The organism is Nocardiopsis sediminis (genome assembly GCF_042650565.1).
GTDB classification, from domain to species: Bacteria; Actinomycetota; Actinomycetes; order Streptosporangiales; family Streptosporangiaceae; genus Nocardiopsis_B; species Nocardiopsis_B sediminis.
Genome location: NZ_JBHSBH010000013.1, coordinates 268,512 through 285,566, shown reverse-complemented (window position 1 = coordinate 285,566; position 17,055 = coordinate 268,512). Strand labels below are relative to the sequence as shown.

The 17,055-nt window shown below is 71.9% G+C and carries 19 protein-coding genes; 11 read left to right on the top strand and 8 right to left on the bottom strand.

Annotation, left to right across the window (positions count from 1 at the left end):
- Positions 1 to 480: 480 nt before the first annotated feature.
- From ACFOVU_RS21550 to ACFOVU_RS21540, 3 genes are all read left to right on the top strand, one after another.
- Positions 481 to 888: a hypothetical protein gene (locus ACFOVU_RS21550; RefSeq protein WP_378536418.1), complete on the top strand. Its 408-nt coding sequence runs from the start codon at positions 481 to 483 to the stop codon at positions 886 to 888.
- A 92-nt stretch (positions 889 to 980) separates the two neighbouring features.
- The gene (locus ACFOVU_RS21545; protein WP_378536416.1) at positions 981 to 1,424 is read left to right on the top strand and encodes a hypothetical protein; all 444 of its coding nucleotides are present in this window, start codon (positions 981 to 983) and stop codon (positions 1,422 to 1,424) included.
- 532 nt (positions 1,425 to 1,956) lie between these two features.
- Positions 1,957 to 2,679: an LmbU family transcriptional regulator gene (locus tag ACFOVU_RS21540; protein WP_378536414.1), complete on the top strand. Its 723-nt coding sequence runs from the start codon at positions 1,957 to 1,959 to the stop codon at positions 2,677 to 2,679.
- 80 nt (positions 2,680 to 2,759) lie between these two features.
- Here ACFOVU_RS21540 and ACFOVU_RS21535 read toward each other — a convergent pair whose 3' ends face one another.
- A complete protein-coding gene (locus ACFOVU_RS21535; protein ID WP_378536412.1) occupies positions 2,760 to 3,416 on the bottom strand; it encodes a LuxR C-terminal-related transcriptional regulator in 657 nt (218 codons plus the stop codon).
- A gap of 815 nt (positions 3,417 to 4,231) precedes the next feature.
- Between ACFOVU_RS21535 and ACFOVU_RS21530 the strand changes: the two genes are divergently transcribed.
- From ACFOVU_RS21530 to ACFOVU_RS21520, 3 genes are all read left to right on the top strand, one after another.
- Entirely contained in the window at positions 4,232 to 5,026 is a 795-nt protein-coding gene (locus tag ACFOVU_RS21530) for an AfsR/SARP family transcriptional regulator (protein WP_378536410.1), read from the top strand.
- A gap of 428 nt (positions 5,027 to 5,454) precedes the next feature.
- Positions 5,455 to 5,712: an acyl carrier protein gene (locus tag ACFOVU_RS21525; RefSeq protein ID WP_378536408.1), complete on the top strand. Its 258-nt coding sequence runs from the start codon at positions 5,455 to 5,457 to the stop codon at positions 5,710 to 5,712.
- A gap of 45 nt (positions 5,713 to 5,757) precedes the next feature.
- Positions 5,758 to 6,738, top strand: a complete 981-nt coding sequence (locus tag ACFOVU_RS21520) for a dTDP-glucose 4,6-dehydratase (protein ID WP_378536406.1) — start codon at positions 5,758 to 5,760, stop codon at positions 6,736 to 6,738.
- A gap of 77 nt (positions 6,739 to 6,815) precedes the next feature.
- Here ACFOVU_RS21520 and ACFOVU_RS21515 read toward each other — a convergent pair whose 3' ends face one another.
- From ACFOVU_RS21515 to ACFOVU_RS21505, 3 genes are all read right to left on the bottom strand, one after another.
- Positions 6,816 to 7,592: a cyclase family protein gene (locus ACFOVU_RS21515; protein WP_378536404.1), complete on the bottom strand. Its 777-nt coding sequence runs from the start codon at positions 7,590 to 7,592 to the stop codon at positions 6,816 to 6,818.
- 133 nt (positions 7,593 to 7,725) lie between these two features.
- Complete coding sequence (locus ACFOVU_RS21510; protein WP_378536402.1) at positions 7,726 to 8,664, bottom strand: aromatase/cyclase; 939 nt, start codon at positions 8,662 to 8,664, stop codon at positions 7,726 to 7,728.
- A gap of 42 nt (positions 8,665 to 8,706) precedes the next feature.
- The gene (locus ACFOVU_RS21505; RefSeq protein WP_378536400.1) at positions 8,707 to 9,498 is read right to left on the bottom strand and encodes an SDR family NAD(P)-dependent oxidoreductase; all 792 of its coding nucleotides are present in this window, start codon (positions 9,496 to 9,498) and stop codon (positions 8,707 to 8,709) included.
- A 254-nt stretch (positions 9,499 to 9,752) separates the two neighbouring features.
- Here ACFOVU_RS21505 and ACFOVU_RS21500 point away from each other — a divergent pair, with 254 nt between their 5' ends.
- Together ACFOVU_RS21500 and ACFOVU_RS21495 are read left to right on the top strand one after the other, a co-directional pair.
- A complete protein-coding gene (locus tag ACFOVU_RS21500) occupies positions 9,753 to 10,196 on the top strand; it encodes a nuclear transport factor 2 family protein (protein WP_378536398.1) in 444 nt (147 codons plus the stop codon).
- A gap of 142 nt (positions 10,197 to 10,338) precedes the next feature.
- Entirely contained in the window at positions 10,339 to 10,623 is a 285-nt protein-coding gene (locus ACFOVU_RS21495) for an antibiotic biosynthesis monooxygenase family protein (protein ID WP_378536396.1), read from the top strand.
- Positions 10,624 to 10,707: 84 nt separating this feature from the next.
- Here the strand turns inward: ACFOVU_RS21495 and ACFOVU_RS21490 are convergent, their stop codons facing one another.
- Positions 10,708 to 11,133, bottom strand: a complete 426-nt coding sequence (locus tag ACFOVU_RS21490) for an ATP-binding protein (protein WP_378536394.1) — start codon at positions 11,131 to 11,133, stop codon at positions 10,708 to 10,710.
- 318 nt (positions 11,134 to 11,451) lie between these two features.
- On the opposite strand from ACFOVU_RS21490, the gene ACFOVU_RS21485 reads away from it, so the two are divergent.
- From ACFOVU_RS21485 to ACFOVU_RS21475, 3 genes are read left to right on the top strand one after another with little or no spacing between them, the layout of a single operon-like run.
- Positions 11,452 to 12,294, top strand: a complete 843-nt coding sequence (locus ACFOVU_RS21485) for a helix-turn-helix domain-containing protein (RefSeq protein ID WP_378536392.1) — start codon at positions 11,452 to 11,454, stop codon at positions 12,292 to 12,294.
- Between the two features lie 16 nt (positions 12,295 to 12,310).
- Positions 12,311 to 12,514, top strand: coding sequence for a DUF397 domain-containing protein (locus ACFOVU_RS21480; protein WP_378536390.1), 204 nt, complete (start codon positions 12,311 to 12,313; stop codon positions 12,512 to 12,514).
- Positions 12,515 to 13,084 carry a GntR family transcriptional regulator gene (locus tag ACFOVU_RS21475; protein ID WP_378536388.1) on the top strand — a complete coding sequence of 190 codons (570 nt, stop codon included), beginning with the start codon at positions 12,515 to 12,517 and terminating at the stop codon, positions 13,082 to 13,084.
- A 14-nt stretch (positions 13,085 to 13,098) separates the two neighbouring features.
- Here ACFOVU_RS21475 and ACFOVU_RS21470 read toward each other — a convergent pair whose 3' ends face one another.
- Genes ACFOVU_RS21470 through ACFOVU_RS21460 form a run of 3 tightly spaced genes read right to left on the bottom strand, consistent with a single transcriptional unit; the run spans position 13,099 to position 16,807 of the window.
- Entirely contained in the window at positions 13,099 to 14,307 is a 1,209-nt protein-coding gene (locus ACFOVU_RS21470; protein WP_378536386.1) for a ketosynthase chain-length factor, read from the bottom strand.
- Positions 14,304 to 15,572: a beta-ketoacyl-[acyl-carrier-protein] synthase family protein gene (locus tag ACFOVU_RS21465; RefSeq protein ID WP_378536384.1), complete on the bottom strand. Its 1,269-nt coding sequence runs from the start codon at positions 15,570 to 15,572 to the stop codon at positions 14,304 to 14,306. Before ACFOVU_RS21465 ends, ACFOVU_RS21470 begins: the two co-directional genes overlap by 4 nt.
- Entirely contained in the window at positions 15,569 to 16,807 is a 1,239-nt protein-coding gene (locus tag ACFOVU_RS21460) for an acyl-CoA dehydrogenase family protein (protein WP_378536382.1), read from the bottom strand. Before ACFOVU_RS21460 ends, ACFOVU_RS21465 begins: the two co-directional genes overlap by 4 nt.
- Positions 16,808 to 17,055: the final 248 nt, after the last annotated feature.

The following is a 17,055-nucleotide window of genomic DNA, read 5'->3' as shown; positions in this document are numbered from 1 at the left end:
CCCATGAGCAACGATCCGCAGCCGCCCGGAGCGTCCTCACCCCGCGATGAGCCCCCTGGTCACGAGTCCCCTGGTTACGCGCCGGGTCCGGGCCCCGATGCCGGCGGCGGTCCCCCCGGGCCTCCGCCGCGGCCCCGGCGCCTCGACCCCGCCCCGTGGGAGTCCGCGGCCGGAGGAGCAGCGGGGCCGGGTCACGGTACCGGCCCGGGTCCCGATGCCGGCGGCGTGCCGCCGCACCCGGCGCGCCCCCAAGGGCCCTTCCCCGAGCCGGGTCCGAGCGGCGCGCCGGGGTGGGCACACGGCACAGGGCCCGGTGCGGGCCACGAGCCGCAGGCACCGGGGCCGCCCCCTCCGGCCAACGCACCCGGACGCCCTCCTGAGCAGGGCGGATCGGCCGCCACCGGCGGCTTTCCCCTCCGTTCGCCGGATGCCGCTCCGCCGCGGTGGGCCGATGAGCCGCAGCGGCAGCGGTCCGCGCCGGTGCCGTATGCCGGATCGGATCGGGATGCGGATGGGCCGGGCGAGGACGGGCGCGGGCGCGCGGAGCGGACGCGGAGCCGGGACGCGCGCGACGATGTGGCGGACGACGGCCCGCGGGAACGCTCCAACGGCGGTGCCAGCAGCTCCACCATGGCGCTGATCCTGCACGCGCTCACGTTCCTGTGCTGCGCCAACTGGCTGTTCGGGGTGATCGGCATGGTCTTCGCCGTGCGCGCCGCGCACAAGCGCGACAGGGGGCGCTACGAAGAGGCCGAGGTCCTGACCCGCTACTCCTGGTACGCCCTGGGCGCCGCTGCCGTGATGTTCATGGTGATGGCGGTGTCGTTCCTGGTGATCCTCACCCAGGCCGGCTCCTGGGTCGAGGGGTTCGCCCCGATCAATTACTGAATCGGCCGCTCCGCTCCGGAGCGTCCCGGAACCGCCCATGGAGGCCGCGAGATCGGGTATGTGTGGAGGACGACGCGGAAGGCGGTCTGTCGATGAGCGACCACATGCACGGTGCGGCGCAGCGGTACTGGGACGGCGAGCCGGCCTCCCCGGGGGCCACCGGCGTGTTCGGGCGCGCTCCGATCGGCGGCCCGCCGCGCGTTCCGGCGGCGGCGCCTCCGGCGCCGTTCGGGCCCGGTCCCGCCGCGCGCCCGCCGTCCGGCCCGCCGGCGCGTGTCGGCAGCGCCGTGGCAGGGCTGATCTGCGCGCTGCTCACCCTGTTCTTCCCGCTGATGTTCCTGGTGATCGGCCTGCCGCTGCTCGCGCTGCTGGTGAACATCCCCGGGATCGCGTTCGGTGTCGTGGCGCTCACCCGCACCGCCGACCCCCCTGAGGTCGAGCGCTTCATCCGCTACACGTGGGCCGGGACGATGATCTACCTCGCCGTGATCGCGGTGATCGTCGTCGGCGTCATGGCCCTCTTCCTGGCGGTCTGAGCGCCCGCGGCCGACGGCCTCGGGCGCTCGTCCCGGGCTCGGCGGCGGCTCCGGCGGGCCTCGTGGGCGGCTCCGCGGTTTCCCCGATCCGCCGCGAGACGGGCCCGTTACTACGGTCCGCCGAATTCACCGGAAAAGAGCGGTCCGAAGTTCGCCTTTACCTTTCGTTTGCCCGCACAAGGTTTGCCTGATCCCCACATATGGATCTATTCTCAAGGGCATAGCATCCACCGCGTAGGGATGCATTAAAACCGGCGGCGAGCGAATCGAGGATGCTCATGCGGCGGTTCCTCACCCCCCATGGAGGAAGCCCCTCCCGCCAGCCGCGGCCGTTGCGCAGATCCCGCCCCGGCATCCGCTTCCTCCCTCGCGGTCTCTAGTTCAGCGGTCCCGACGCGCACGGGCGCCTCAATCACCGCACTCCACTGCCGAGCGGCCTGCCCGGCCCCTTCACGAGGGCCCGGTCACCGAACGCATCCGCGCCCTCGGCGATGTTCGAGATGACATTTCCCCCGACACAAAAGGACGAATTGTGGAACGTCATCAACGGGACCATCGGCCTGTCCGTGTTCTGGCGCGCGGTCGTGAATTCTCCATCGACAGAGCCGCCCTGACCCGGGGAAACGGCCTGCATCTCCCCGACGATCTCCCCATTTCGACCTGGCAGCGGATCGGCGACCACCTCTTCCGCATCTCCGACGCCATGGGCTGGTGGATGGGCGACTGGCTCGTCTTCGGAGAGCGCACGTACGGGTCCCGTTACCGCGAAGCCCTGGCCAAGACGTCCCTCGACTACAAGACGCTGCGCAACTATGCGTGGGTCGCCCGCGGGTTCCCCGCGGCGCGGCGCCGCGCGGAGCTCAGCTTCGCCCACCACGCCGAAGTGGTGTCGCTGCCGCCCGGCGAACAGGATTTCTGGCTCGACCTCGCCGGAAAGGGGCACTGGTCACGCAATGAACTGCGCCGGCGGATGCGGCTCAGCCGGTCGGCGGCGCTGTCCGGCGGGCCGGCCGCCGGGGCCGCGAGCGCGGGCGCGGGCGCGGGAGGCGGTGCGGGGGGCGGCACCGGCGACACCGCCGGAGCCGGTGCGGCCGCCACCCCGTCCGGCCTCGCCCGGACCGTCCGGGTCCGGGTGCCCGCCGAACGCGAGCGCCGCTGGCAGCAGGCGGCCAAGACCATGCGGCGCGACTTCAACGAATGGGTCGTGGCCACCCTCGACGGCGCGTCGGAGGCCGCCCTGACCCGCGACACCTGACCGGAACCGCCGACGGTGGCCCGGCGCCCGCCTCCCCGGGTCACCGTCCCTCCGGCTTTCCGGCGAGGCCGGCCAGGCGCTCACCCCAGAGGCGAGGGGATGAGCGACGCCGCCTTCGCCTTGTTCACGGCGTCGATCCGCGAGGCCGCCCCCAGCTTGACGAACACATTCCCGAGGTGCCGCTTCACCGTGCCCTCGGAGATCGCGAGCTTCTGGCCGATCTGGGCGTTGCTCAGGCCCTGCGCGACCAGGATGAGGATGTCGCGCTCGCGGCGGGAGATCACCTCGGCGGCGGCCCGTCCGCTGTACACCGCTTTGATGTGCGTCTCCGACGACACCATCATGACCATGCGCTCTCTGCGGCTCGCGATGCTCTTGATCGCGTAGACGAGGTCGTCGGTGCCCACGCTCTTCTCCAGGTAGCCGCTGATCCCGTGGGCGACCACGCCCTTGAGCAGCAGGGCGTCGTCGAGCGTGGTCAGGATGAGCACCCGGGCGTCGGCCCAGGCCCGGACGACCCCGCGGAGGCGGGCCAGGATCTCGGCGGAGTCGGCGGCGTCGAGCACGACCACGTCGGGACGCCGTTCGCGGACGACTTCGTCGGCCTCGGCGGGGTCGCTGGTCTCGCCCACGACCCGCAGCCCGTCCTCGGAGCGGAGCACCGTGGCCAGTGACTCACGGAACATCGTGTGGCTGTCGTACAGGAGAACCTTGATCGGCACGTTCACGTTCGGCATTCCGGCTCCTCATCGCTCATCCTTCCGTGGTCGCCCGGGCCCGCGTCCCGCGGGCGGCGGGGGCGCGGGCGGCACGGCCGCCCGCGTGCGGACCGATGAGGGCGAGGCCCATGACGGAGGACATGCTCGCGGTGCCGAATACCACTGGGGGTTTTCGCGGGTCCTCCTACCTCAGGCGGTGCTTTCTCCGCTCTTACCCAATCCGCCGTGCCGCGCTAACGCGTACGGCTCCGGGATTCACTCGTTCGTCCATTACCGGGGACAATCGGCGTTCCCGGATGGGGTCGGCGCTGATAATCTCATTTGCCGCTTTCGGCGCGACAGCGCCCACGGCCGGCCGGGACCATCGGACCGGCGACCCCCGCCGAAACAGCGCTCCACCAGGGGTAATTGAGAATGATCTCCACCGGGTGGGCGTCGGGACGGCTACCGGGTCAGAGGGTGAAGCGGTGATTCACATGGTGATCCATATCACAATTCATCCGGGCCGCCCCTTCCGCCCGCCATGGGCCGAACAATCGGACCAACCCCGTGACCTCGGACGGAACACCACGAGCGGCCGTGATTCCCGACATATCATGCCGTCGCCGCAATGACGCTCGCGCACGCCCTCGAACGCGCTCCGGACACCGCACTCCCGGGCCCCGTACGCGATTACCCGAATTCACGCCGCCCCGCAATCACGGCGCCGTCATAATTCGCGGGGTCGTAGTCGGATCTACACCTTAGGCATATCCTCTTGAATGGGCCGACCGGCATCGTTACGTTGACTCCTACGCCGGATCACACCGGCGGAATGCCGATCGGAGGGCATTATGAAGTTCACTGTACTCGGCTCATTCGAAATTTCGCACAACGGCCAACCCTGTACCCCCAGCGCGCCGAAGGTCCGGCAGGTCCTCGCCCTGCTGGCCCTGCGAGCGCGTCAGGTGGTCAGCCTTGACGCCCTGATCGAAGAGCTGTGGAACGAGTCACCGCCGCGCAGCGCGGTGACCACCGCCCAGACCTACGTCTACCAGCTCCGCAAGGGCTTCGACGCGCTCGCCGGCGGCGGCCCCGACGACCCGCTGCTGTTCACCCGCCCCCCGGGCTACACGCTCGAACTGGGCGGGAGCACGCTCGACGCCTCGGAGTTCGACCGGCTGCTCGACACCGGCCAGTCCCTCCTCGAAGAGGGCGACTCCCACCGCGCCGCCGACATCCTGCGCGACGCCCTCGCCCTGTGGTCGGGCCCGGTGCTCGCCAACGTGTCCTGCGGGCCGCTGCTGCGCGGGTACGCGGCCCACCTCGAAGAACGCCGGATCACCGCCCTGGAGCTGCGGATCTCGGCCGATATCCGGATCGGCCGCCACCGCGAGCTGATCCCCGAGCTGAAGTCGCTGGTGTCGGTGCACCCGCTGAACGAATGGCTGCACGCCCAGCTCATCATCGCGCTCAACACCACCGGCCGCCGGGGCGAGGCGCTGCGCGCCTACCAGGAGCTCCGCGCACTGCTCAACCGCGAGCTGGGCCTCGACCCCTCGGCGGAGCTCCAGCGCATCCACCAGGCCGTGCTGACCTCCGACCGCGCGCCCGAACGCGCCTCGGAACTGGCGGTCTCACGCGCCTGATCCGCGGCCTCCGGCCCGGAACGCGGCCTGCACCCGCCGGCGGATGACGATCCGTCACCGATCCCCCGGCCCTCCATTGGTACGGTGCCCGCCGCTCCGACGCCATCGGCCCGCCACGACCCGCACCACCCCGCACCTCGCTCGCCGCATGTCCACCCCGACAGGGTGACCGGCGCGATCACGCCGATCGGCCGGCAGCTCAGGCACGGGCTCTGTCCCGCCGGCGGGACAGAGCCCCTTCTTCTTCTCAGCGCCGCACCGGTCTCCCGAAGGTCTCCCGGAGCGCGGCCCCACCGCCCGCCACGCCGGCGGTCGAACACCCCTTGAAACGGTTTCGAGACCGCGGGACCACCCTGGCCGCGTGCGGCGCTCGGGTCACGGTGCCTTCCCGCCCGGACCGGCGCCCCTCCACGAGAAGGGACAGGCGAATGCCGGAGTTCACCATCGCCGACCTCGTCCGGCTGCTGCGCGAATGCGCGGGCGAGGACGAATCCGTCGACCTCAACGGCGACATCCAGAGCGTCACGTTCGACGACCTCGGCTACGACTCGCTCGCGTTGTTCAACACGGTGGGGCGGATCGAACGCGACTACGCGATCAGCCTGCCCGAGGACGTCGTCAGCGAGCTCCTCACCCCGCAGGAGCTCATCGCCGAGGTCAACCAGCACCTGGAGCAGCCGGCCTAGCGCCGGCCCGCCGCGCGCCCCGCGGCCCGTGCAGGAGGTCGACCCATGAGGGTCCTGGTCACCGGTGGGGCCGGGTTCATCGGCTCGCACTATGCCCGCACGATGCTGGCCGGCGGGTACCCGGGGTATGCGGACGCCCGGGTCACCGTGCTCGACCGGCTCACCTACGCCGGCGATACCCGATGCCTGCCGATGAACCACCCCCGGCTGCGCTTCGTCCACGGCGACGTCTGCGACTCCGCGCTGCTGCGCCGGATCGTGCCCGGCCACGACGCCGTGGTCCACTGCGCCGCGGAGTCGCAGGCCGACCGCCCGCTGAACGGCGCCGCCGAGTTCATCCGCACCAACATCCTCGGCACGCACACCCTGCTGGAGGCGTGCCGGGTGCACGGGGTGGGCCCGGTGGTCGTGGTCTCCGCCGATGAGGTCTACGGCCCCATAGGGCCCGGCCCGCGCGGCGAGGACCACCCGCTGCTGCCGGACTCCCCCTACGCGGCGTCCAAGGCCGCGGGCGACCTGGTGGCGCGCGCCTACGCCCATACCCACGGGGTCGACGTCCGCGTCACCCGCGGCTGCGACACCTACGGCCCCTTCCAGCACGTCGAGCGGCCCGTCCCGGCCGCCGTCACCGGCCTGCTCGGCGGCGCTCGGCCCCCCGACTGCGACGACGGCCGCGATCCCCGCGAGTGGATGCACGTCGACGACCACTGCCGGGCGATCCACCTCGTCCTCACCCGGGGCCGCGCCGGCGGGGTCTACAACGTCGGCAGCGGCACAGTGCTCACCCGGGCACGGCTCACCCGGATCCTGGCGGGCCTCTGCGACGGCTCCCTCGACACCGCCGTCCGGCCGCCCGCGGACGCTCGCGGGGAGTCCCCGGGACGCGCACTCGACGACCGCAGGATCCGCGCGGAGCTCGGCTTCCGCAACCTCGTCCTCTTCGACCAGGGGATCGCAGGAGCCGTCCACTGGTACCGGACCCACCCGGGCTGGTGGGAGCCGCTGCTGCGGGAATCGGTTCTGTAGCCGTGCCCAGGAAACACTGCGGACCGCAGGAAACTGCGGCCCGCGGTCACCCGCGGGCCGCCCCGGGCGCCGGTCAGTCAGTCCTCGTCGATCAGTGCGACCGCGCGGCACCAGCCCGCGCCCGCCCCGGCGATCTTGACCGGCGGGCAGGCCACGGTGAAGCCCGTGGCCGCCGGCAGCGCGGCCAGGTTGGCCAGCCGCTCGATCTGACAGTACTCGCGCTCACGCCCCACGAAGTGCGCGGGCCAGAGCACGCCGCGGTCGCCGGTGCGCCGGTACTCCTCGATCATGTGGCCGAACGGCGCATCGAGGCTGAAGGCGTCGGTGCCGATGACCCGCACCCCCAGGTTCAGCAGCAGCCGGGTGGCCGCGCCGTCGAGGCCGGTGAAGGTGGTGAAGTACTCCGGGGTGCCGGCCCGCTCATCGGCTCCGGTGCGCAGCAGCACGATCTCCATCGGCTGCGGCGGCCGGCCGGCCCGCTCGAACGCGCGCCGGAGCACCTTGGGCCCGACCGCGCCGACCGGCTCCTTCGACAGGTCGAGGACCATGCCCGGGCGGATGAACCAGTCCAAGGGCATCTGGTCGATGTGCCGCGGGGTCCCGTAGCGGGCACGCGACCCGTAGTGGGACGGCGCGTCCACGTGCGTGCCGGTGTGCGTGGTCAGCGTGAGCGTGTCGAGGGACAGCAGCTCGCCGCCGGGCAGGACCGAGGTGTCGAACTCGACCCCGAACCGCTCGCGCATCCCCTCGGCCATGTGCGCGGCCCCCTCGGCGGGGGTCAGCACCTTGTGGGTGATCGGGTCGGGCTCCCAGCCGCCGGCGTCCACCGGCGTCGACAGGTCGATGATGCGCATCCGTTCCACCTTCCTCACGGGAACCGGCCGCCACATGGCGCGGCGGCCGGTCGGCGGGCACGCGTGCCGCGTCCGGCCCCGCCCTGATCACGGACGGGGCCGGACATCGGTGCAGCACGGCCGGTGTACCGGCTCAGCCACGGCCCGCCTCGGCGTACTCCTTGGCCAGGCCGAGGGTGGCCGTGCTGTTGCGCCCGAGGGCGCCGCGCACGAAGTCCAGCGCGGTGTCGACCGTGGCGTCGGCCCCGAGGATGCGCGTGACCGCGGACTCCTCGATGACGACGGAATGGCGCGAGACCGCGCGGACGCCCTCGGGGACCGCGCGCAGCGTCCATTCGCCGGTGTGCGCCGACATCAGCGCGGGCGTGACGACCTGCTTGTAGGCGATCCGGGTGGGCGCGAAGCACACCCGGACCGATTCGGTGGTGTGCGACGAGCCGTCGGCCGTGGTGGTGCGCATGGTCATGACCTGGACGTTCTCGACGTCCTCGCGCAGGTCCATGGCCGACACGTGCGGGAGCCGGTCGGTCCACTTCCCGGCCTCGTAGAGGAACTCGTAGACCGTGTCGAGGGGGGCCTCGATCACGACGGAGTCCTCGAAGGTGCGGCAGGTGCGCGAGCGCCGCTCCCACCGCTCCGCCAGGGCCTTGATGCCCCGGAGTTCGGCGTCGCTGTTGCGGTCGGTCGCGCGGGTCAGCCAGTCGAGGCCGGCGTCGTCCTCGGCCGTGAAGTCGTGGGCGAGGGTGAGCACCGTGCCGCCGCCGACGGCTTCGTCGGCGGTCCACCTCCCGCCCATCGAGGTGACGGGCGGGGACGACTTCTCCTGCCGGAAGGCGATCGTGCGGCGGGCCGGGTCGAGCTGCCGCCGCGAGGTCCACGACTTGACCTCGCCGTTGGCGGTGGCCCAGATGTGCAGCCGCTCGGTCGCGCCGTCGATGGCGGAGCGCTCGACGTGGACGGTGGGGGTGAAGTACAGAGGCCACTGGGTGGCGTCGGCGATGATGGAGTAGACGACATCGGGCGGCGCGTCGATGTCGACGTGGTGCACGGTTGTTCGGGAACCGGTGGGCACTCCTGTGGTCCTTCCTCGCCGGCGGGCCGGCGGGTGGGGGGGTCAGTAGATCCCGAGGCCGCCGCAGACGTTCATCGCCTGCGCGGTGATCGACGCCGCGGTGTCCGTGGCGAGGTAGTCGACCAGGCCGGCGACCTCGTCGGGCGTGGAGTAGCGTCCGAGCGGGATCTTCTGCCGGAAGCCGTCGTGCACGTTCTCCTCGGTGGTGTCCCACACGGCCGCGTAGGAGCGCCGGATGCGCACGGCCATGGGGGTCTCGACGTAGCCGGGGCAGACCGCGTTGACCGTCACCCCGGTTTCGGCCAGCTCTTTGGCGAGCGCCTTGGTGAAGCCGATGACGCCGCCCTTCGATGCGGAGTACGGGGTGCCCAGCGCGACGCCCTGCTTGCCGCCGGTCGAGGCGATGTTGATGATCCGGCCCTGTGCGCCGGCTTCGCCGAGCCTGCCGGTGGTCAGGGCCTCGCGGGTGACCCGGAAGGTGCCGTGCAGGTTGGTGTCGATCACGTCGTCCCACAGTTCGTCGGTGATGCCGGCGATGGGACCGCCGCCGCTGCGGCCGGCGTTGTTGACCAGCACGGTGATCGGGCCATAGCGCTCCACGGCACCGCGGACCAGGCGCTCCACCGAGGCGCGTGAGCGCACATCGGCGTCGAGGCCGTCGATGTCGTGGCCCTCGCCCTGAAGGGACTTGACGGTCGTGGCCACGGTGTCGGCGGTCCGCGCGCAGATGAATACCCGGACCCCGCGCGTGGCCAGCCGCCTGGCCACGGCGAGGCCGATCCCGCTCGTGGCGCCGGTGACCAGGGCGACATCGGGGATTCTTGCTCCGTGCATCGTCTTCTCCTCCGGCTTCCCGGCCTGCGCTCTCCATAGGGGGACCGGCGCTGCGCAGGCCACCCGATCCGCTGGCAGCGTGCCGATCCGCGGTCGAGGACGGAACGACCACCGATGGAGCACGGCCGGAGCGCGGCGGGAGGGGCGCGGGTCGACCGCCGCTCGAAACCGGCGTGCCAGGCTCGCGACCGCCGTGCCGGCCGTGCCGCGCCGGCCGCGCCGCCGAGTCCGACGCCAGAAGGGGACGGCCCGCCATGACTTCCGTGGACGAGCAGGTCAGCGCGTTCGCTGACAACGACGTGTACCTGGAACTCCAGCACTTCTACGCCCGCCAGATGCACTGGCTCGACAACGGCAAGGTCGCCGAATGGGCGGCGACGTTCACCGAGGACGGGGTCTTCGACGCCGCGGGCCCGCCCGTCGCCGAGAACCGGGCGGCGATCGAATCCGCCGCGTGGGAGGTCACGCGGAAGTACGCCGACGAGGGCATCCAGCGCCGGCACTGGCTCGGCATGCTCCACGCCGAGTCCCGGCCCGACGGCGGCATCCTGGTGCGCTCCTACGCGCTGATCGTCTTCACCCCCAATGGGGGGCCGGCCGCGATCAAGTCCAGCTGCGCCGTCGAGGACCTGCTCGTGCGCGAGGACGGTGAGCTGAAGGTCCGGCACCGCCGGATCAGCCGCGACGACCAGCCGTGACCTGCTCGATCCCCGCTTGACCGCCGCCCGATCCCGGCGGCGCAGATTTCGGGGCGGCGTCCGCCGCGCCACGCGCCGAGGGTGCCGGGCGGCGCGGCGGGCGGCGCACCCCGCCCGGACACCCACCGAAGGAGACGCGCCTGTGCTCACCCTCATCATCACGTTCACGGTCACCGGCGATCCGGAGAAGTTCCGCACGGCGCAGAGCGCGGTGATCGCCCACGCGTCACGGCTCCCGGGGTTCGGCGGCTCGCGTCTCCACCGCTCGCTCACCGACCCCAACGTCTATGTCGAGGTCGTGGAGTGGGCTGACGCCGACACCCACCGGGCAGCGGTGGCCGACCCTGATTTCCGGCTGCTCCTCGGCGAAATGGGCGAGCACGCGACCGCCGCATCGGACCGCTTCGAAGCCCTCGCCCCGCACTGACCACCACCGCCGGGCCGCCCGACCTGGGGGCGGGCGGCCCACACGAAGCGGCGTGGCCTGCCCCGCCCCTCCGCCACGCTTTGGTCAGGCCGCGGCGGTGCCGCGGTCGGTTTCCCAGGTGAGGGTGAAGGTCACGCCGGTGCGGGGCTCGGCGAGCGGGCCCCAGGAGTCGGCGAAGTGGTCGACAAGGGCCATGCCCCGCCCGAACTGCGTCATGGGGGTGGTGGGCCGCAGGAAGGGCAGTGTCCCGCCGGCGGGACGCCCTTCGTCCTCGACCTCGACGGTGATACGCCCGAGGTCGACGAACAGCGTCACCCCGAACGTCCCGCCACGCCCCGACGCGGTGTAGCGGATCGAATTCGTGGCCGCCTCCGACACCAGCAGCACGGCCGAGGCGACGGTGTCGTCAGGGATCTCGAACCCGGAGTGCGCGCCCAGGACCTGATCGGTCCACACCCGCACTTCCCGCACCTGCTCGGCCCACCCGGGGAAACCCCGGAAGTACTTCACCACCGTCACCACCCCCGAGCGGGGCGGAAGAGGTAGGGCCGGACCCGGGCGCGCTGGCGCCGCGGCGCTTGCGAGGGGACGGACGGAGCCGTCGCCATGTGGAGGGGGTACGTCGTTTTCATGGTCTCTCCAAGGGGCTCTCGGGTCACCGGATGAGGGCGACCTCCTGGATGAGTCACCGTTAGGATGGATCTAAAATTTTCGAATCGCAAGCTCTATTCGAAATTTTTGATTGAAGATTCCAAGATTGAAAGTTACGATATGTCTGATTCGGGTTCGTTCCCGGTACGATCGACGCCTGTATTCGGGGAGGTAGACGTGTCCACGCCTTCGGCGGCTCGACGCCAACTGTCCATGCAGATGCGGCGTCTGCGGATCGAGGCCGGCAAGACTCTCGGCCAGGTCGCGGAGGAGATGGAGTGGTCCCCCACCAAGATCTCCAACATCGAGACCGGACGATCGAAGTACCCCGCGACGAGCGACATCGGGCTGCTGCTCACCAACTACGGCGTCACGGGAGCCGCGACTCGTGAAGCGGTGCTCGAACTGGCGCGCACTTCACGGACCAAGTCGAAGAAGAAGCAGGCGCTGGACGAGTATCGGGACGTTCTCAGCGGCGCCTACGCCACGTATGAGACTGACGCGGCCGACGTGCGGGTCTACGAACCGCAGTACATCCCCGGACTCTTGCAGACTCCGCGCTATGCGACTGCCATCGCGCAGGCAACGCTCATCCGCGACGCAAGCCAGATCGAAATGATGGTGGCCGCGCGCCTGCGACGCCAAGAGCTACTCATCGGCGACAATCCGCCCGATGTGTGGGCGGTGATCGATCAGCACGCCTTGGAGCTGCTGGTTGCCCACGATGCCGACATCGCAGCGGAACAGATAGGCCACTTGATCGACGTCGCCGAGGCGGCGAACACCATCACAATTCAAGTGCTACCGACTTCGGCCGGGTTGCATAGTGGGATGGTCGGGCCGTTCGTCATTCTGGACTACGTCGACGGTGACCCCCTCGTCTTCGTCGAAGCGGATATAGACGGGATCTACCTCTACCAACAGCCACAGATCGAGCGATACCGGAAGCTCTTCGGGCGGCTCACCGCCAAGGCAACGGACCCCGACGACGTGCCCGCCTACCTGAGAAATCTGCTCTAGAAGGACCTCAACGACCGTGTACTCACCACCCCAGTCTGACTCGCGGCCTCTCGTGTTCCGCAAGAGTTCGTATAGCAACCCCCAGAACTGCGTTGAGGTGGCCGAATTCCACGTTGGTGCCGCCGTGCGCGACTCCATGAACCCCGGGCAAGGCCACCTCTCGCTCCCCGCGACCGAATGGGTGGCGTTCCTCGAAGCCGTGAAGCGGGCGGGACTGTAGATGCCGGACGACTCCACACCCACCCGCCCCCGGGTGCTGGTCGAGCGGCATCTTCCCACCCCTCCGGCGGTTCGCGGCTCAGCCTCGCTCTACCTCACCGAGGCCACCCGGCAGGGGATCACCCCGGAACGGAAGATGCTCTTCGTCGGTCAGGAACCCGCCAGCGAGCACGTGGCGGCGGCCCTGCGCGTGAAGCCGCGCGACGCCGTCATCGCCCGGCGCAAACAGTTCTGGGCCGATGGCGTGCCGGTGCGCATCGCCACCAGCTACTTCCGGGTCGACGTCGGCGAGAACACGCGCCTCGACGGCGAGGGGTTCGTCCTGCCCACTCTCCAAGCGGCGATCGAAGACCTCGGCCACACCTTCGGCGGCGCCACCGAGACCCTGACCGCGCGCCCGGCGACGCCGGGTGAAGCCGACCTGCTGGATATCCCCGGCGAATGGGTCGTGCAGATCCTTCGAGTGAGCATCAGCACTGATGACGTCCCCATCCACGCCTTGGAGACGATCTGCGCGGCGTCCCGGCACGTGTTCCCGATCGGCCAGCCCGACGGCACCGACCAGTTCTAAATCTCTGACCCGCATCACCTCGGGGCGCGGAGGACCATTGCCGCGTTGAAGCCGCCGTGGCCCCGGGCGATCACGAGGGTGGTGCGGACCCGGGCGGCCCGGGGCTCGGTTACCAGGTCGATGTGGCAGCCTCCTGCGAGGCCGGTGTGGTTGACCGTGGGCGGGATGATTCCGTCGCGGATGGACAGCAGGGCCGTGGCGACGTCCAGGGCCGCTCCGCCGGCGTTGAGGCGGCCGGTCATGGTCTTGGGCGCCGTCACGGGGACCGTTCCGGCTCCGAAGACCGCTGTGATCGCGCGGGACTCGACGAGGTCGAGGTCGGCGACCCCTGCGGCGTCGGCGAACACGGCGTCGACGTCGGCCGCGAGGGTCCCGGCGTCCTCCAGTGCCCCGCGTACGGCCGCCTCCAGGCTCGGCGGGCGGCCGCTGCCCGGGCGGGGGTCGAACGTGGCGCGGTAGCCGGCGATCTCGCCGTAGACCTGGGCGCCGCGCCTGCGGGCGGCCACGGGGTCCTCGACGATCAGGATCGCGCCGCCCTCGCCGAGGACGTAGCCCGATGCGCCCGCCGCGAAGGGGCGGTAGGCCCGCTCCGGGTCGGTGCTGCGGCTGATCCCCCGGTTGGGCGACTGCGCCGCCACCGCCCACGGGCACAGCGGCGCCTCCATGCCGCCGCTGACCAGCAGCCGGGTGCCGCTGCGGACCCGCCGACGGGCCTGGGCGAGGGCGTCGAGCCCCCCGGCCTGGTCGCTCACGACCACGCCCGTGGGCCCGCGCATGCCGTGCCGGATGGAGATCTGGCCGGTGTTGACGGCGTAGAACCAGGCGAAGGACTGGTAGGCGCTCACGTACTGCGGCCCCCGCCCCCACAGGTTCTCCAGCTCGCGCTGGCCGAACTCGAACCCCCCGGTGGAGTTGGCGGTGACCACCCCCATGTCGAAGGGGTCGAGCCGTCCGGGGTCGACCCGGGCGTCGGCCAGCGCCCATTCGGCCGCGGCCAGCGCGAACTGGGTGACGCGGTCGGTCTGCGGCAGCAGCCGGTTGGGGATGTGGTCGGCAGGGTCGAAGCCGGTGGCCTCCCCCGCCAGGCGCACGGGGTATCCCGACGCGTCGAAGTTGGTGATGGGACCGATGGCGCGGGTTCCGCTGACCGTGTGCTCCCAGTACTCCCGGGTCCCGATCCCGTTCGGCGCCACCACGCCCACCCCGGTCACGACCGCGCTCATCGCTCCTCCTTACGGGGCTTGGCCAGGACCATGGCGCTCTGGAAGCCGCCGAACCCGCTGCCGATGGTCAGGACGGTGTCGAGCCGGGCCTCGCGCGCGGTCAGCGGCACGTAGTCGAGCCCGAGATCGGGGTCGGGGTCGGTGAGATTGGCGGTGGGCGGTATCACCCCGTGCTCGATGGCCAGGGCGGACGCCGCGACCTCGATCGAGCCGATCCCGCCGAGGGAGTGCCCGACCACGGCCTTGATCGACGAGACCGGGACGCCGTGGGCGGCCTCACCGAAGGCCGCCTTGATGGCCGCGGTCTCGTGGCGGTCGTTCTGCTTGGTGGAGGTCCCGTGGGCGTTGATGTAGCCGACGTCCTCGGGGGCGATCCGGGCCTGTTCCAGCGCGGCCCGGATGGCGTCGGCGAGCTCAAGGCCGTCGGGGCGCAGGCCGGTCATGTGGTAGGCGTTCGCCCGCGACGTGGCGCTGAGGATCTCGGCGTAGATGTGCGCCCCCCTGGCGGCCGCGTGGCCGAACTCCTCCAGGATGAGGACCGCGCCGCCCTCGCCGAGGACGAAGCCGTTGCGGTTGCGGTCGAAGGGCCGCAGCGCGTGCTCGGGGTCGTCGTTGCGGTTGGAGGTGGCCTTGATGGCGTCGAAGCAGGCGAAGGTGATGGGCGACAGCGGGGCGTCGGAGGCCCCGGCGACCATGATGTCGGCGGAGCCCTCGGCGACGAGGTCGAAGGCGTGGGCGACGGAGTCGATGCCCGAGGTGCACCCGGTGGAGATGACCGCGGCCGGGCCTTCGGCGCCGGCCGCCCAGGCGACCTCGGCCGCCAGTGAGCTGGGCACGGTGTAGTCGTACATGTGGGGGACCGCGTACTCGGGATCGAGGACCCACTTGCGGCCGTTGTCGCTGAGGACGCGGTACTCCTCGTCGAGGTTCATGGTGCCGCCGACCGCGGTCCCGATGCTCACACCGGTGCGGTCGGGTGGCATGCCGCCGGTGCCGAGCCCGCTGTCGGCGATGGCCTCGCGGGCGGAGACCACGGCGAACTGGGCGGACCGGTCCATGCGCCGGATCTCCTGGGGCGAGAGCCCTTCGCGGACGGGGTCGAAGTCGCATTCGGCGGCGACGCGCGACCGGAACGGCGCGGGGTCGAAGAAGGTGGGGGTCCGGGTGGCGGGGCGGCCCTCGGTGATGCGCGCCCAGAAGGGTTTCACACCCGGTTCGCCGGGCGCGACCACGCCCAGCCCGGTGATGGCGACACGGCGGTTCATCGAGGACTCTCCTCAGAAGATCGGTTGCTGCCGGGGCCGGGCCGGGCGCCCGTTCCCAGGGCGGAGCGGGCATAGGCCGCCGCCCCGGTGTCGAAGCGGAGCGCCGCGTGGGAGACCGCGGCGTGGACGTCGCGCCATGCCCGCTGGACGGGGTTGTCGTCGGCCTGGCCGTTGGCGCCGCTGGCCCGGAACACCCCCTCGACGGCGTCGGCGAGGTATTCGGCGGCCACGGCGTAGTCGCGGTGGCTGCGGGCGATGTCGGCGTCGGGCACGGGGGTTCCGGAGTCGGCCAGGGCGGCGGTCCGCCCGATCAGCAGCTCCACGGCGTCGACGGCCGCCGATGACCGCGCGAGCGCCGCTTGCACGCTGCCCCGGTCGGCGGCGCGGACCCGCCGGCCCATGGCGGGCTCGGTCTTCTGCGCGACCCACCCCGCCCACGAGTCGACCCCCGCTCGGGCCGCCCCCAGGGCGGGGCCGATCATCGTGAGCCCGTTGATCAGCCGGAACGGCGCGGAGTGGCACGGGGCCCGCCCACGGGCACCGGGCCCGGAGGGGAGGGGTGCCGCGCCCGACAGCAGCACCTCCTGGTCGAAGGACCGGTGCTCCGGCACGAAGACGGTGTCGGCGTGGACGGTCTTGCTCCCCGTGCCCCGCATGCCCGCGGTGAACCACGTGTCCTCGACCCCGATGGCCGTGCGCGGCACGGCGAACCAGCGCACCCGGACCTCGGGGCCGGGCTCGCGGCCGGCCAGCAGCAGCCAGTCGGCGAAGTCGACGCCGCTGACGAAGTGCCAGGCCCCGGACAGCGCCCAGCCGCCCTCGATGCGCTCGACCTCGACGGAGGGCGAGGGGACCACGCCCACGCAGACGATGGTGTCGGGGCCGTCGGCCCAGACCTCGCTCCGGCCCTCGGCGGGCAGGTAGGCGGCGGCGCGGCACGCCGAGCCGATCACCGACGCGCACCAGGCGGCCGATGCGCACCCCTGCGCCAGTGCCGCCGTTCCGTGCAGGTAGTCGGTGAACGTGCCCTCGGCGCCGCCGAACTCCCGGGGCGCGAAGTGCCGGGCGAACCCGGCGTCGGTGATCGCCGACACGACGTCGCCGGTGAGGCGGCGTTCGCGGTCGGCCGCTGCGGCGTGCCCGGCGGCGGTGGCGCGCGCCGCCTCGGCGGAGAGCCGGGTGATCCCGGCCGCCACCGGAGGCGCGTGCACCACAGGGGGAGCGGGTTCCGACATGTGCGGCGTCCTTTCCGCGGCCCGTGAACGGCCCGCATGTCCGTGGGCGCCGCCGGGAGGGTGTTTCCCGGCCGCGCCGTGGGGTCGGCCGCCCCGCGCCGGTGCCCGCGGCGCCCGGCCGGCGCGCCGCACGCCAGCATCTGCCGCGCCGTTCGAGGGGGTCTCAAGGCGCGGCCGACATAGAGTGGGGGGTCGATGCCGCCGCGGGCCCGGGCATAGAGGGGTGGCCCCGGGCGTTGCACCTGTGG

What these genes read in the sequence shown, in the direction of transcription:
- ACFOVU_RS21545 (WP_378536416.1), top strand. Translation starts at nt 981, where the DNA reads ATGAGCGACCACATGCACGGTGCGGCGCAGCGGTACTGGGACGGCGAG.
- ACFOVU_RS21535 (WP_378536412.1), bottom strand. Translation starts at nt 3,416, where the DNA reads ATGCCGAACGTGAACGTGCCGATCAAGGTTCTCCTGTACGACAGCCAC.
- ACFOVU_RS21530 (WP_378536410.1), top strand. Translation starts at nt 4,232, where the DNA reads ATGAAGTTCACTGTACTCGGCTCATTCGAAATTTCGCACAACGGCCAA.
- ACFOVU_RS21525 (WP_378536408.1), top strand. Translation starts at nt 5,455, where the DNA reads ATGCCGGAGTTCACCATCGCCGACCTCGTCCGGCTGCTGCGCGAATGC.
- ACFOVU_RS21520 (WP_378536406.1), top strand. Translation starts at nt 5,758, where the DNA reads ATGAGGGTCCTGGTCACCGGTGGGGCCGGGTTCATCGGCTCGCACTAT.
- ACFOVU_RS21515 (WP_378536404.1), bottom strand. Translation starts at nt 7,592, where the DNA reads ATGCGCATCATCGACCTGTCGACGCCGGTGGACGCCGGCGGCTGGGAG.
- ACFOVU_RS21505 (WP_378536400.1), bottom strand. Translation starts at nt 9,498, where the DNA reads ATGCACGGAGCAAGAATCCCCGATGTCGCCCTGGTCACCGGCGCCACG.
- ACFOVU_RS21500 (WP_378536398.1), top strand. Translation starts at nt 9,753, where the DNA reads ATGACTTCCGTGGACGAGCAGGTCAGCGCGTTCGCTGACAACGACGTG.
- ACFOVU_RS21475 (WP_378536388.1), top strand. Translation starts at nt 12,515, where the DNA reads ATGCCGGACGACTCCACACCCACCCGCCCCCGGGTGCTGGTCGAGCGG.
- ACFOVU_RS21470 (WP_378536386.1), bottom strand. Translation starts at nt 14,307, where the DNA reads ATGAGCGCGGTCGTGACCGGGGTGGGCGTGGTGGCGCCGAACGGGATC.
- ACFOVU_RS21465 (WP_378536384.1), bottom strand. Translation starts at nt 15,572, where the DNA reads ATGAACCGCCGTGTCGCCATCACCGGGCTGGGCGTGGTCGCGCCCGGC.
- ACFOVU_RS21460 (WP_378536382.1), bottom strand. Translation starts at nt 16,807, where the DNA reads ATGTCGGAACCCGCTCCCCCTGTGGTGCACGCGCCTCCGGTGGCGGCC.